Source organism: Pseudomonas sp. BN606 (genome assembly GCF_029873115.1).
In the GTDB taxonomy this organism is placed as follows: domain Bacteria; phylum Pseudomonadota; class Gammaproteobacteria; order Pseudomonadales; family Pseudomonadaceae; genus Metapseudomonas.
The window spans coordinates 119166-132777 of record NZ_SSOF01000041.1 but is presented as its reverse complement, the minus strand read 5'-3'; the positions used below and the strand labels follow the sequence as shown (position 1 = coordinate 132777).

The 13612-nt window shown below is 63.7% G+C and carries 14 protein-coding genes; 12 read left to right on the top strand and 2 right to left on the bottom strand.

What is annotated here, in order from left to right; translation table 11 throughout:
- The first annotated feature begins 40 nt into the window (after window positions 1–40).
- On the top strand, window positions 41–880 hold the full coding sequence (galU, locus tag E8E75_RS05080; protein ID WP_028628025.1) for a UTP--glucose-1-phosphate uridylyltransferase GalU: 840 nt from the start codon (window positions 41–43) through the stop codon (window positions 878–880).
- Between the two features lie 209 nt (window positions 881–1089).
- On the opposite strand, the gene E8E75_RS05075 is transcribed toward galU, so the two are convergent.
- The gene (locus tag E8E75_RS05075; protein ID WP_120651258.1) at window positions 1090–1512 is read right to left on the bottom strand and encodes a VOC family protein; all 423 of its coding nucleotides are present in this window, start codon (window positions 1510–1512) and stop codon (window positions 1090–1092) included.
- A 94-nt stretch (window positions 1513–1606) separates the two neighbouring features.
- On the opposite strand from E8E75_RS05075, the gene gorA reads away from it, so the two are divergent.
- The 6 genes from gorA to E8E75_RS05045 all read left to right on the top strand — a co-directional run bounded on the left by gorA (window position 1607) and on the right by E8E75_RS05045 (window position 7855).
- On the top strand, window positions 1607–2965 hold the full coding sequence (gene gorA / locus E8E75_RS05070; protein ID WP_153922486.1) for a glutathione-disulfide reductase: 1359 nt from the start codon (window positions 1607–1609) through the stop codon (window positions 2963–2965).
- A gap of 6 nt (window positions 2966–2971) precedes the next feature.
- A complete protein-coding gene (locus E8E75_RS05065; protein WP_120651256.1) occupies window positions 2972–3595 on the top strand; it encodes a trimeric intracellular cation channel family protein in 624 nt (207 codons plus the stop codon).
- Window positions 3596–3811: 216 nt separating this feature from the next.
- Window positions 3812–4618: a dienelactone hydrolase family protein gene (locus E8E75_RS05060; protein WP_153922484.1), complete on the top strand. Its 807-nt coding sequence runs from the start codon at window positions 3812–3814 to the stop codon at window positions 4616–4618.
- 45 nt (window positions 4619–4663) lie between these two features.
- Window positions 4664–6055, top strand: coding sequence for an aldehyde dehydrogenase family protein (locus E8E75_RS05055; protein WP_153922482.1), 1392 nt, complete (start codon window positions 4664–4666; stop codon window positions 6053–6055).
- Between the two features lie 8 nt (window positions 6056–6063).
- On the top strand, window positions 6064–7233 hold the full coding sequence (locus E8E75_RS05050) for an iron-containing alcohol dehydrogenase (RefSeq protein WP_120651253.1): 1170 nt from the start codon (window positions 6064–6066) through the stop codon (window positions 7231–7233).
- Between the two features lie 172 nt (window positions 7234–7405).
- Window positions 7406–7855 carry a GFA family protein gene (locus E8E75_RS05045; RefSeq protein WP_120651252.1) on the top strand — a complete coding sequence of 150 codons (450 nt, stop codon included), beginning with the start codon at window positions 7406–7408 and terminating at the stop codon, window positions 7853–7855.
- A 24-nt stretch (window positions 7856–7879) separates the two neighbouring features.
- Here E8E75_RS05045 and E8E75_RS05040 read toward each other — a convergent pair whose 3' ends face one another.
- Entirely contained in the window at window positions 7880–8743 is an 864-nt protein-coding gene (locus tag E8E75_RS05040) for a LysR substrate-binding domain-containing protein (protein WP_153922480.1), read from the bottom strand.
- Between the two features lie 94 nt (window positions 8744–8837).
- Between E8E75_RS05040 and E8E75_RS05035 the strand changes: the two genes are divergently transcribed.
- The 5 genes from E8E75_RS05035 to pcaF all read left to right on the top strand — a co-directional run bounded on the left by E8E75_RS05035 (window position 8838) and on the right by pcaF (window position 13495).
- Complete coding sequence (locus tag E8E75_RS05035; RefSeq protein ID WP_120651251.1) at window positions 8838–9887, top strand: nitronate monooxygenase; 1050 nt, start codon at window positions 8838–8840, stop codon at window positions 9885–9887.
- 119 nt (window positions 9888–10006) lie between these two features.
- Window positions 10007–10507 (top strand): VOC family protein, encoded by a 501-nt coding sequence (locus tag E8E75_RS05030; RefSeq protein ID WP_120651250.1) that lies wholly within the window; start codon window positions 10007–10009, stop codon window positions 10505–10507.
- Between the two features lie 155 nt (window positions 10508–10662).
- Window positions 10663–11511 (top strand): CoA transferase subunit A, encoded by an 849-nt coding sequence (locus E8E75_RS05025; protein WP_120651249.1) that lies wholly within the window; start codon window positions 10663–10665, stop codon window positions 11509–11511.
- On the top strand, window positions 11511–12293 hold the full coding sequence (locus E8E75_RS05020) for a CoA-transferase subunit beta (protein ID WP_120651248.1): 783 nt from the start codon (window positions 11511–11513) through the stop codon (window positions 12291–12293). The genes E8E75_RS05025 and E8E75_RS05020 overlap by 1 nt, the downstream gene beginning before the upstream one ends.
- Window positions 12290–13495, top strand: coding sequence for a 3-oxoadipyl-CoA thiolase (pcaF, locus tag E8E75_RS05015; RefSeq protein ID WP_120651247.1), 1206 nt, complete (start codon window positions 12290–12292; stop codon window positions 13493–13495). The genes E8E75_RS05020 and pcaF overlap by 4 nt, the downstream gene beginning before the upstream one ends.
- Window positions 13496–13612 lie beyond the last annotated feature (117 nt).

The window sequence follows — 13612 nt, the reverse complement described above, 5'->3', positions numbered from 1 at the left end:
GCGCGGCAATTCGCCATAACACCCACCCCAAAGGATCGAAATGATCAAGAAATGCCTGTTCCCCGCCGCCGGTTACGGTACCCGATTCCTGCCGGCCACCAAGGCGATGCCCAAGGAAATGCTGCCAGTGGTGAACAAACCGCTGATCCAGTACGGCGTTGAAGAGGCCCTGGACGCTGGCCTGAGCGAAATCTCCATCGTGACTGGTCGTGGCAAGCGCGCCCTCGAAGACCATTTCGACATCAGCTATGAGCTGGAACACCAGATCAAGGGCACCGACAAGGAGAAGTACCTGGTCGGCATCCGTCGCCTGATCGACGAATGCAGCTTCTCCTACACCCGCCAGGTTGAAATGAAAGGCTTGGGTCACGCCATTCTCAGCGGTCGTCCGCTTATCGGTGACGAACCCTTCGCCGTGGTCCTGGCCGACGACCTCTGCCTTAACCTGGAAGGTGACGGCGTACTGACGCAGATGGTCAAGCTGTACAACCAGTTCCGCTGCTCCATCGTCGCCATCCAGGAAGTGCCGCGCGAGGAAACCTCCAAGTACGGCGTGATCGCCGGCGAGATGATCCGTGACGATATCTTCCGTGTGAACAGCATGGTGGAGAAGCCCAAGCCGGAAGACGCCCCGTCCAACCTGGCAATCATTGGCCGCTACATCCTGACCCCGGACATCTTCGATCTCATCGAGCAGACCGAGCCGGGCAAGGGTGGTGAAATCCAGATCACCGACGCCCTGATGAAACAGGCCCAGGACGGTTGCGTGCTGGCCTACAAGTTCAAGGGCAAGCGTTTCGACTGCGGTGGTGCGGAAGGCTACATCGAAGCCACCAACTACTGCTTCGAGAATCTGTACAAGACTGGCAAGGCCTACTGATCGGGCCATGCCAACGAAAAGGCCGCCTTCGGGCGGCCTTTTTCATTTCGGGCGCAGGACGTCAATACCGGGATCGGTTTTCCTGTGGGGGCGAATTCACTCGCCTAGGGCAGCGCAGCTGCCCCTCGGCAGTTGAAGGGTGAACCTGCAGTCCGCATGGCGATTGAAAACGCCCTCACAAGGGGCGTGAACGGTGCCCACAGCGCACTCTAGGGAATCGGCAAGGCCTCCGATCCCGGTCCCAATGGCTGGCCGTAGCTGAACTCCACATAGTTGCCCGCCGGGTCGCGCAGGCCGCAGTAGTAGCCAACGGGATAGGGCTCGTCGCGAGGGGGCCAGATCAAGCAGCCGGCGGCTTCGGCCTGGACGGCGATGGCGTCGACCCGTTCCCGGCTGTCTACCGCGAAACCGAAGTGGCTGTAGTCGTCAGCGGCGAGATGGCGGTCCTGGCCGCCGGGCATTATCACGAAGATGAACTGGTGTTCCTTGCCGGGTTCGGCCATCCAGACGATCTTCGAACCCTTGCCTGCGCGCTCGTGGATCACGCGCATTCCGCAGAAGTCCGCATAGAAGCGAATGCAGGCTTCCAGCTCCGGTACATGCAGGGCCACATGGGTGAGAGTGGGGCGCATGGGAACCTCCTTTTTGATGCTTCAAGAATAGGCCCGGTAACTGGTCAGAGACAGATCTTCCGGTATGCTGGCGGCTTGTTTCTGGAGATTTGCCATGGCTTACGACTTCGACCTCTTCGTCATAGGTGCCGGTTCCGGCGGTGTGCGTGCCGCCCGTTTCGCCGCAGGCTTCGGGGCCCGCGTTGCCATAGCCGAGAGCCGTTATCTCGGCGGCACTTGCGTCAACGTCGGCTGCGTGCCGAAGAAGCTGCTGGTCTACGGTGCACATTTCGCCGAGGACTTCGAGCAGGCCAAGGGATTCGGCTGGAACCTCGATGAGGCCGACTTCGACTGGCAGACCCTGATCACCAACAAGAATCGCGAGATCCACCGCCTCAATGGCATCTATCGAAACCTGCTGGTCAACAGTGGTGTCACCTTGCTGGAAGGTCACGCCAAGCTGGTGGACCCACACACCGTAGAGGTGGCTGGCCAGCGATGCACAGCAAAGAACATTCTGGTCGCAACCGGCGGCTGGCCGCAGATCCCGGACATTCCCGGCCGCGAACTGGCCATCAGCTCCAACGAAGCCTTCTTCCTCGAACGACTGCCCAAGAGCGTACTGGTGGTAGGCGGTGGCTATATCGCCGTCGAGTTCGCATCGATTTTCCACGGCATGGGTGCGCAGACATCCTTGCTCTATCGCGGCGAACTCTTCCTGCGTGGCTTCGACGATAGCGTGCGCAACCACCTGCGCGATGAGCTGGGCAGGAAGGGGATGAACCTGCAATTCAATTCTGACATCGCCCGCATCGAGCGGCAGCCTGACGGCAGCCTGCTTGCGACGCTGAAGGACGGCCGCCACCTGGAGACCGATTGTGTCTTCTATGCCACCGGCCGGCGCCCGATGCTCGACAACCTGGGCCTGGAGAACACCTGCGTCGAACTCGACTCGCGTGGCTTCATCAAGGTGGATGACGAGTTCCAGACCGCCGAGCCCTCCATTCTGGCCCTGGGTGATGTGATCGGCCGCGTGCAGCTCACTCCGGTCGCGCTGGCCGAAGGCATGGCCGTGGCCCGTCGCCTGTTCAGGCCCGAGGAATACCGCCCGGTGGACTACGAACACATTCCCACCGCCGTGTTCAGCCTGCCCAATATCGGCACTGTCGGCCTGACCGAGCATCAGGCACGCACCAAGGGCCACAAGGTCAAGGTCTTCGAGAGCCGCTTCCGGCCCATGAAGCTGACCCTGACGGAGAACCAGGAGCGCACGCTGATGAAGTTGGTGGTGGATGCCGATACCGATCGTGTTCTCGGTTGCCACATGGTCGGTCCGGAGGCGGGCGAGATCGTCCAAGGCCTGGCCGTTGCGCTGAAGGCAGGCGCTACCAAGCGCATCTTCGACGAAACCATCGGTGTGCACCCGACTGCCGCCGAAGAGTTCGTCACCATGCGTTCACCGGTCGGCGCCTGACGCCGAATGGAGCAACTCTTCTATTTGTCCGACCTGTTCGGCGTAGCGGTCTTCGCCATTACCGGTGCCCTGATGGCGGGGCGCAAGTCCATGGACCTTTTCGGTGTGCTGGTTATCGCCATCATCACTGCTCTGGGTGGCGGCACCTTGCGGGACGTTATCCTCGGCAACCACCCGGTGAGCTGGATTCGTGACGATACCTACATCCTGGTGGCGTCCCTGGCCGCGCTGGGTACGGTTATCTGGGTGCGCCTGACGCAACCGATCAACGAAGCCGGATTACTGATTGCAGACGCCTTCGGCCTCGCGGTTTTCACCGTGTATGGCACCGAGGTCGCCCTGCAGCACAACCTGCAGCCAGGCACGGCGGTGATCATGGGGGTGATTACCGGTGTGGGCGGTGGCGTACTGCGGGACATCATCTGCAACGAGGTGCCGCTGATCTTCCAGAAGGAGATCTATGCAATCGCCTGCATCGCCGGCTCCCTCGTCTTCCTTGGCCTGCGCGAGGTGGCGCTGCCGGGGTGGCTGGTGACCGCGGCGGCCATGCTGGTGGTTCTGCTGATTCGTCTGGCGGCCATCCACTGGAAGCTTCGGTTGCCGCGTTTCCATCTGCTCGACCGAGACTGACGTGTAGGAGCGAGCTTGCTCGCGAAGATCGTGCCGGAGTTTTCGCGAGCAAGAACTTGGCGTCGCCCTCGCTCCTGCAAGCCCGTGGCACGACTCGAGATACCCCCCACAATTCGCATTCAACACGGATCCTTTCAGGGAACGCTGGCGAAAACCGACAAACCCGCGACACTGGATTCAGTTGTTTCTCACCACTTCAGGTTGGAGGAAAACTGCATGTCCAGATTTGCGCTCCTGTTTGCGCTGCTCCTCGGCGCCAGCCTCGTCCAGGCCGAAATCAAAACCAGTGAAATTCCCTACAAGGGCCCGGATGGCACGTCCCTGGTTGGCTACTACGCCTATGACGATGCCGTCGTCGGTAAACGGCCCGGGGTGATCGTGGTCCACGAATGGTGGGGGCTGAACGACTATGCCAAGCGCCGCGCCCGTGATCTCGCTGCGCTCGGCTACAGCGCCCTGGCCATTGATATGTATGGCGATGGCAAGAACACAGAGCATCCGGCCGATGCCCAGGCCTTCATGCAGGCCGCCCTGGCCAGTGCGCCGGCGGCCAAGGCACGCTTCCTGACAGGCCTCGACCTGCTCAAGGCCCAGCCGCAGACCGATCCCGACAAGCTGGCCGCCATCGGCTACTGCTTTGGCGGCAAGGTGGTGCTGGATATGGCACGCGAAGGCGTGCCGCTGGCCGCTGTAGTCAGTTTTCACGGTGTACTGGCCGCCACGTCAGCCGCCAAACCGGGCGCGGTCAAGGCCAAGGTGCTGGTGGAGCATGGCGAGAATGACACCCTGGTGCCCATGGCCTCGGTCACGACGTTCAAGGAAGAGTTCGATAACGCCAAGGCGGACTACCGTGTGGTGATCCAGCCGAAGGCCAAGCACAGCTTCACCAATCCCGATGCCGACCGCCTGAGCCATGCCGGGCATGGCAGCGAGAAAGGTCCGGATCTCGGCTACAACGAGGTGGCTGACGAGAACTCCTGGGCCGACATGCAGGCGTTGTTCAAGGAAACCCTTGGCCAGTAGTGCGTTGGCTAGGCTTGAAAGGTAGGCAACCAAGGGAGCTGTCCCATGAGCAAGATGCTGCAGACCCGCTCACCCATTGATGGTTCGATCTACGTCGAGCGCCCCTGGGCCTCATCGACAGAGATCGCGGCGGCGCTGGAGCTGGCCGAGTTCGCGCGTGATACCTGGAAGGGCACGCCAGCGGCCGAACGGGTTGCGATCACTCGCCGTGCCATTGCTGCGTTCGCTGCCCGTGAGGCACAGCTGGCCGAAGAGCTTTGCTGGATGATGGGGCGGCCAATCCGCTACGCGCCGGGGGAAATCCGTGGCTTCGTTGAGCGCGCCTCCTACATGGCTGATATCGCAGAAGAGGCTTTGGCCGATATCCGCCTGCCGGACAAACCTGGCTTCACCCGGTTGATCCGCCGCGAGCCGCTGGGGCTGGCGCTGGTCATCGCGCCCTGGAATTACCCCTACCTGACGGCCGTGAACGCAGTGGTCCCGGCCTTGCTGGCGGGCAATTGCGTGCTGCTCAAGCACTCCGCGCAAACACCGCTCTGTGCCGAACGCATGACCGAGGCATTCGCCGAAGCTGGCCTGCCGGAGGGCGTGCTGCAATACCTTCACCTGACTCACAGTGACACGGAGCAACTGATCCAGGCCGAGCCGGTTCGCCACGTGGCCTTCACCGGCTCGGTGGAGGGCGGTGCCATGGTCGAACGGGCGGCGGCCGGGCGCTTCATCAGTTGCGGTCTGGAATTGGGTGGCAAGGACCCAGCCTACGTGCGCGCGGACGCAGATCTCGGCCACGCCGTGGAGACCGCCATCGACGGCGCTTTCTTCAATTCCGGGCAGTCTTGCTGTGGCATCGAGCGCATCTACGTGCATACCGATCTCTACGATGCCTTCGTCGAGCAGGCCGTTGAGCTGGTGGGGCAATATCGGCTGGGCCGCTCCGACGACCCGGAAACCACCCTGGGGCCGCTGGTGCGCAGCGAAGCGGCGGAGTTCGTCCGGGCCCAGATACGCGAGGCAGTGGGGCAGGGTGCGAGAGCCCATCTCGATCCGGCCGCGTTTGCCCTGGACCAGCCCGGCAGCGCCTACCTGGCACCGCAGGTGCTCACTGACGTCCACCATGGCATGCGGGTGATGAACGAGGAATCCTTCGGTCCGGTGGTGGGCATCCAGAAAGTGCGCGACGACGACGAGGCACTGGCGCTGATGAACGACAGCCCTTATGGCCTGACCGCCGCAATCTTCAGCAAGGATGAAGCCGCTGCCCTGGAACTGGCCGACCGGGTCGAGGCGGGGACTGTCTTCCTCAACCGCTGCGACTACCTGGACCCGGCCCTGGCCTGGACCGGCGTCAAGCAATCCGGGCGCGGCTGCACCCTGTCGCGGGTGGGCTACGAACACCTGACCCGGCCGAAGTCCTTCCATTTCAAGAACAGCCTGTGAGGCGCGCCATGGACCCGAGCCACTTCCGCATGAACTGGAACTACCCGACGTCGGTGCGAGTCGGTGTCGGTCGCATCAAGGAGTTGAGCGCCGCTTGCCGGGAGCTCGGTATGCAGGCGCCGCTGCTGGTCACCGACCCGGGGCTTGCAGCGCTGCCGATGATCGACTCGGCCTTGCGCCAATGTCGCGATGCGGGCCTCACGGCCGGGCTGTTCCATCAGATCAAGGGCAACCCTACCGGGCCGAACGTGATGGATGGCGTAGCTGCGTTCAAGGCTGGGCGCCATGACGGGGTGATCGCGTTCGGCGGTGGCTCGGCGCTGGATGCGGGCAAGGCCATCGCCCTGATGGTGGGGCAGGATCGCCCGCTCTGGGACTACGAGGACATCGGCGACAACGCCTCGCGCGTCAACGTGGCCGGCATGGCCCCGGTGGTTGCCGTGCCGACCACGGCCGGTACCGGCTCCGAAGTTGGCCGTGCGGCGGTCATCACCGACGACCAGGCGCATATCAAGCGGATCATCTTCCATGCCCGGATGCTGCCGGCCATCGTCATCCTCGACCCCGAACTCACCGTCGGACTGCCGCCTCATATCACTGCAGCGACTGGCATGGATGCCCTGTCCCACAGCCTGGAAGCCTACTGCTCACCGCTCTATCACCCAATGGCCGCCGGTATCGCCCTGGAAGGCATGCGCCTGGTCAAGGACTATCTGCCACGGGCGACCTCGCGGGGGAGCGATGTCGAGGCGCGGCTGCAGATGCTGGTGGCTTCAAGCATGGGCGCCACTGCATTCCAGCGCGGCCTTGGCGCCATGCATGCCCTGGCCCATCCCCTCGGCGCGCTGTACGACGCCCATCACGGCTTGCTCAATGCCGTACTGATGCCTTACGTGCTTCAGGCTAACCGAACCCACATCGAAGGGGCCATGGCAAGGCTTGCGCGTTACCTCGGCCTGCCCAAGGCAGGTTTTGCCGGTGTGCTCGACTGGGTGGTGGATCTGCGCAGCGAACTGGACATCCCCCATAGCCTGAGTGAAATCGGCATCGACGATAAGCGAGTGGAGCAGGTCGGGCGCATGGCCGAGGTCGATCCGTCCGCCGGAACCAATCCGGTCCAGTACGACGCCCAGGCGTACAGTCGGATCTTCGAGAAGGCGCTGCACGGTCGGCTCTGAACTAATCTGATCAATGCAGCGGTGAGGTCCAACTGATCCGTGCCCACGCGGGCCCAGGCCCGCTCCGGGACACACTTCCGGCGTTCTTCCCACGTTCACGAACCAGACCCTCGCCGGTGCACGCCGGCACGGTGCGGCGCCGTGCGGATTCAACCTCGATGGGAGAACTGACATGACCGAGTCATTCAGGGCGGTCGGTGGCTGCCGGTGCGACAACAACCCGGTGCGTTACGAATACACCGCTAGGCCCGCGGAGGTGCATTACTGCCTGTGCACCGACTGCACCGACATCTGCGGTGGCGCCATGGCGATCATTGCGGTTGTGGACCGCAGCGCCTTCCGGATTACCGACAATGCCGACAAGCTGAAGTGCTATCACTCCAAGTCCACCTGCCACCGTTACTTCTGTTCCGAATGCGGTTGCCACATGTACCTGCACGTGGACAGCTTTCCCGACTTCGAACTGGTGCACATACCGACGCTGGACCGCGACGCCGACCCTGGCGGCAAACCGGACCGCTACGTGTTCGTGCGCTCCAAGCATCCGCTCCTGACCCTGCCGGACGATGGCCTGCCGCGCCACCAGGGCTGGGGAGACAGTGGCGCCCCCGTGGAGTCCTGATTCTCGGGCCACGGCAGCACGCGTTCAGTCGATGCTGGACAGTACCCGGCGAAATGCCTCGAAGGCGGCCGTGGAATAGCCCTGGCGCCAGACCAGCAGGGTTTCTACCTGCATGAGGGGAAATTGTCGTAGTAGCGGAGGTTCGCGCTGCAACTCCAGCACCGAGCGCGGCAGGATGCCGACGCAGGAGCCAGCCGACACGCAGGCGAGGATGGCGTGGTAGGAGCCCACCTGCTGCACCTTTGGCAGTGGGCGGCTTTCGCCGGACAACCAGTTCTCGGCGATCTGCCGATACGTGCAGCCCTCGGCGAATCCCGCTAGCCCCCGCACCCGCACATCGGATGGTCCTTCTACCGGCGGGTGGCCGGCTGGCAAGACCAGCAGCAACTCCTCCAGGAAAACCGGCTGCGCTTCCAGCCCCATCGCGGCAACCTCCTCCTCTTCCCTGGACCAGGCCACCAGGGCGCAATCGAGGCGGCGTGCCTGAACGCCTTCCACCAGCGCCTGACTGGTGCCAGTACTCACCTCCAGCTCCACGTCGGGGCATTGACCGTGGAAGTCCGCGAGTGGCACGGGCAGGCGACTGGCAGCAGTGCTCTCCATGGTGCCCAGGCGCAGGCGACCGGCAGGTTGCAGCGGGTGCATGGCCTGGCGCGCTTCATCAGCCAGGGCCAGCAGCCGCTCGCTGTAATCGAGGAAGGCCTGGCCCCGATCAGTCAGGGTCATGCGCTTGCCATCGCGGAGGAACAGCGCGGTGCCCAGCTCTTCCTCCAACTGACGGATTCGCGTGGTGACGTTGGACTGCGCCCGCTGCAATCGCTGCGCGGCACGGGTGACGCTGCATTCCAGGGCAACCGCGCGGAATATCTCCAGGCTGGATAGATCCATGGCCATTGATCTCTATACGAGAATGAATGCTTAAAATTATTCTCCATTTAAGATAGATTGGCCAGGCTTTCACGTGCCAAGGAGTCGCTGCGCCATGTCCATTGCTCATCTGCTCGGCATCGAGCATCCCATCATCCAGGCCCCCATGGTGGGCGTTTCCACCCCGGCCCTGGCCGCCGCCGTTTCCAATGCCGGCGCACTGGGCTCCATCGGTATCGGTGCCAGCACCCCGGCCCAGGCCCGCGCCATGTTCGTGGAAACCCGTGCCCTGACCAGCAGGCCCTTCAACGTCAACCTGTTCTGCCACCGTCCGGCCGTATCCGATGCCCAGCGTGAGGCAGCCTGGCTGGAACACCTGCGGCCTTTGTTCAGCGAGTTCGACGCCGAACCGCCGGCGGGTATTCGCGAGATCTACAAGAGCTTCCTTGGCGACCCCGAGATGGCGCAGCTATTGCTCGACGAGCGCCCGGCCGTGGTCAGCTTCCACTTCGGACTACCGCCGCAGGACTGGATCGACGCGCTGAAGGGTGCAGGCATCCGCTTGCTGGCCAGCGCCACCAGCCTGGAAGAGGCGCGCCTGGTAGAGGCGGCCGGGGTCGATGCCATAGTCGCCCAAGGTGTGGAGGCGGGCGGCCATCGTGGTGTGTTCGAGCCGGAAAAAGGTGATGACGGAATAGGCACCCTGGCGCTTGTGCGGCTCATTGCTCGCCACTCCCGGCTGCCGGTAATCGCCGCCGGCGGCATCATGGACGGGCAGGGCATCCGCGCCGTCATGGCACTGGGGGCTCAGGGGGCGCAGTTGGGCACTGCCTTCGTGCCATGTCCCGAGTCCGCAGCCAACGCCGCGTATCGCGCTGCGCTGAAGAGTGATCGCGCCCGCCAGACGCGCATTACCGCCGCCATTTCCGGTCGCCCGGCCCGTGGCATGGTCAATCGTCTCTGGACGGACCTCGATACCCCGGATGCTCCGGCCCTGCCGGACTATCCGAATACCTACGATGCCGCCAAGGCCCTGCATGCCGCGGCCAGCACCAGGGGCTGCAACGATTTCGCCGTTCAGTGGGCCGGGCAGGGCGCACCGCTGGCGCGGGAGATGCCGGCTGCGGAGTTGGTGAAGGTGTTGGTTGAGGAGATGCACGGCTGAGGCAGGCTTCGTCCTGGTACCCGTCGGTCGGCTGCGGGGCGGGTCTGTCTATCCGACAGCTCGCCGATCGACCAGGGGATGATCGTCTATCGTCATCCCACCCCAGCAGGAGGTGCATCATGAGCAAGCGGATTCACACCATCGTCCCGTGCCTGTGGTTCGACGACCAGGCTGAGGCTGCCGCCAACTTCTACATCGGCATCTTTCCCAATTCGAAGATCGCGACCATCAGTCGTTATGGCGAGGCGGGCAGGGATGTCCATGGCAGGGAGCCGGGGTCTGTACTCACCGTGGACTTCGAACTGGACGGCCAGCGCTTCACTGCTCTGAATGGCGGCCCGGTATTCACCTTCAATGAGGCTGTGTCCTTTCAGATCCACTGCGATGACCAGGAAGAACTGGACTACTACTGGGACCGGCTTTCCGCCGGTGGTGACCCGAATGCCCAGCAGTGCGGCTGGCTCAAGGACCGCTTCGGTCTGTCCTGGCAGGTGGTGCCCATCGCCATGCTTGAAATGCTCGAGGACTCGCTGTCGGCGCCTTCGCAGCGTGCCTTCGCAGCGATGATGCAGATGAAGAAACTGGATATCGCGGCATTGAAAAAGGCTTTCGACGGTTGAGGTCGCTGCGGCCGGGAACGGATTCGGTAGCAACATACACATCCGTTCGATAACCGCACGAATAGTCGATTATCGGATTGTCCAGGGTGGGGACGGGGAGTACTTTTTCCTCACCCGGCGCCCTAAACGCCCTGGATAACAACACGAGATCGACCATGGCTGAAATCATTTCCCTCCGCGAAGCCGTCGAGCGTTTCATCAACGACGGCGACAAGGTAGCCCTCGAGGGCTTCACCCACCTGATTCCTACTGCCGCTTCCCACGAAATCATCCGCCAGGGCAAGAAAGACCTGCACGTGGTGCGCATGACCCCTGACCTGGTCTATGACCTGCTGATCGGCGCCGGCTGCACCCGCAAGCTGACCTTCTCCTGGGGCGGCAACCCCGGCGTGGGCTCGCTACACCGCCTGCGTGACGCCGTAGAGAAGCAGTGGCCGAATGCCCTGGAGATCGACGAACACAGCCACGCCGACCTGGCCAACTCCTATGTGGCCGGTGCCTCTGGCCTGCCGTTCGCCGTGCTGCGTGCGTATGCCGGTTCCGACCTGCCGAAGGTCAACCCGAACATCAAGTTCATCCAGTGCCCGTTCACCGGTGAGCAACTGGCGGCGGTCCCGTCGGTTCGTCCGGACGTGACTGTGATCCATGCGCAGAAGGCCGACCGCAAGGGCAACGTGCTGCTCTGGGGCATCCTCGGCGTGCAGAAGGAGGCGGCCCTTGCAGCCAAGCGTTGCATCGTCACCGTCGAAGAAATTGTCGACGACCTGAACGCGCCGATGAACGCCTGCGTCCTGCCCACCTGGGCCCTGACCGCTGTTTGCCATGTGCCTGGTGGTGCCCATCCGTCCTACGCCCACGGTTACTACGAGCGCGACAACCGCTTCTACCAGGCCTGGGACCCGATCGCCCGCAACCGCGAAACCTTCACTGCCTGGATCGATGAGTACATCCGTGGCACTGCCGATTTCGCCGAGTTCCAAGCCAAGATTGCGGAGGCCAAGTGATGAGCGCCTATACCACCAATGAAATGATGACCGTGGCGGCTGCCCGCCGCCTGAAGAATGGCGCCGTCTGCTTTGTTGGCATTGGCCTGCCGTCCAAGGCCGCCAACCTGGCGCGCCTGACCTCGTCCCCGGACGTGGTGCTGATCTATGAGTCCGGCCCCATCGGCGCCAAGCCGACCGTGCTGCCGCTGTCCATCGGTGACGGCGAGCTGGCCGAAACCGCTGACACCGTAGTGCCCACCGGTGAAATCTTCCGTTACTGGCTGCAAGGCGGCCGCATCGACGTCGGTTTCCTCGGCGCCGCCCAGGTCGACCGCTTCGGTAACATCAACACCACCGTGATCGGCGACTACAACAGCCCGAAAGTGCGTCTGCCGGGCGCCGGCGGTGCTCCGGAGATTGCCGGTTCCGCCAAGGAAGTGCTGATCATCCTCAAGCAGTCCCACCGCACTTTCGTCGATAAGCTGGCCTTCATCACCTCCGTCGGCCACGGTGAAGGCGGTGACCACCGCAAGCAGCTGGGCCTGCCCGGCAAAGGTCCGGTGGCGCTGATTACCGACCTCTGCATCATGGAGCCGGAAGCCGGTACCAACGAATTCATCGTCACCTCGCTGCACCCGGGCGTGACCCGCGAGCAGGTCATCGAGAACACCGGCTGGGCCATTCGCTTCGCCGCCGACGTTTCCGAGACCCTGGCCCCCAACGAAACCGAGCTGACCGCGCTGCGCGCCCTGGAAGCTCGCACCGCTGCTGCCCACGGCCAGCAAGGCGGTGAGGAATGAGTCGCGAGGTCTACATCTGCGACGCCATTCGCACGCCCATCGGCCGCTTCGGCGGCTCGCTGGCGCCGGTACGCGCCGACGATCTGGCTGCCATCCCGATCAAGGCCCTGGTGGAGCGCAACCCCCAAGTGAAATGGGATCTGCTGGATGAGGTGTTCCTCGGCTGCGCCAACCAGGCCGGCGAAGACAACCGTAACGTGGCGCGCATGGCGCTTCTGCTGGCCGGCCTGCCGGACAGCGTGCCGGGTGTGACCCTGAATCGCCTGTGCGCCTCGGGCATGGACGCCGTGGGCACCGCCTTCCGCGCCATCGCCTCGGGTGAGATGGAACTGGCCATCGCTGGCGGCGTGGAATCCATGTCCCGTGCACCTTATGTGATGGGCAAGGCCGACAGCGCCTTCGGTCGCACCCAGAAAATCGAAGACACCACCATCGGCTGGCGCTTCATCAACCCGCTGATGAAGGCCCAGTACGGCGTCGATGCCATGCCGCAAACCGCGGACAACGTGGCCGATGACTACCAGGTCTCCCGTGAAGACCAGGACCTGTTCTCTGTACGTAGCCAGCAGCGCGCCGGTCGCGCCCAGGCTGCAGGCTTCTTCGCCGAAGAGATCGTCCCGGTGGTAATCAAGGGCAAGAAGAGCGAAACGGTAGTCGACCAGGACGAGCACCTGCGTCCGGACACCACCCTCGAAGCCCTGGCCAAGCTGAAGCCGGTCAATGGCGAAGGCAAGACTGTCACCGCCGGCAACGCCTCGGGCGTGAACGACGGTGCCGTGGCGCTGATCCTGGCTTCCGCTGAGGCGGTGAAGAAGCACGGCCTGACCCCGCGCGCGAAAGTGCTCGGCATGGCCAGCGCTGGCGTAGCGCCGCGCGTCATGGGCATCGGCCCGGTTCCCGCCGTGCGCAAGCTGATGGAGCGCCTTAACCTGGCCATCGGCGACTTCGATGTGATCGAACTGAACGAAGCCTTCGCCGCACAGGGCCTGGCCGTCATGCGTGAACTCGGCATCGCCGACGACAGCGAGAAGGTCAACCCCAACGGCGGCGCCATCGCCCTCGGCCACCCTCTGGGTGCCAGCGGTGCGCGTCTGGTCCAGACCGCCCTGCACCAGCTGGAGAAATCCGGCGGCAAGCTGGGCCTGGCGACCATGTGTGTGGGGGTGGGCCAAGGCCTCGCCCTGGCCATCGAGCGGGTCTGACAGGCTACAGCGCTTGCCATCTCGGGGTTGGGCAGTGCTCGCAATCCTCATGTACAGAAGTACATTCCGGTTGCTGCGCGCTGGTCGCCCCCGACCTGCCTGCGCTCGCTACGCCTG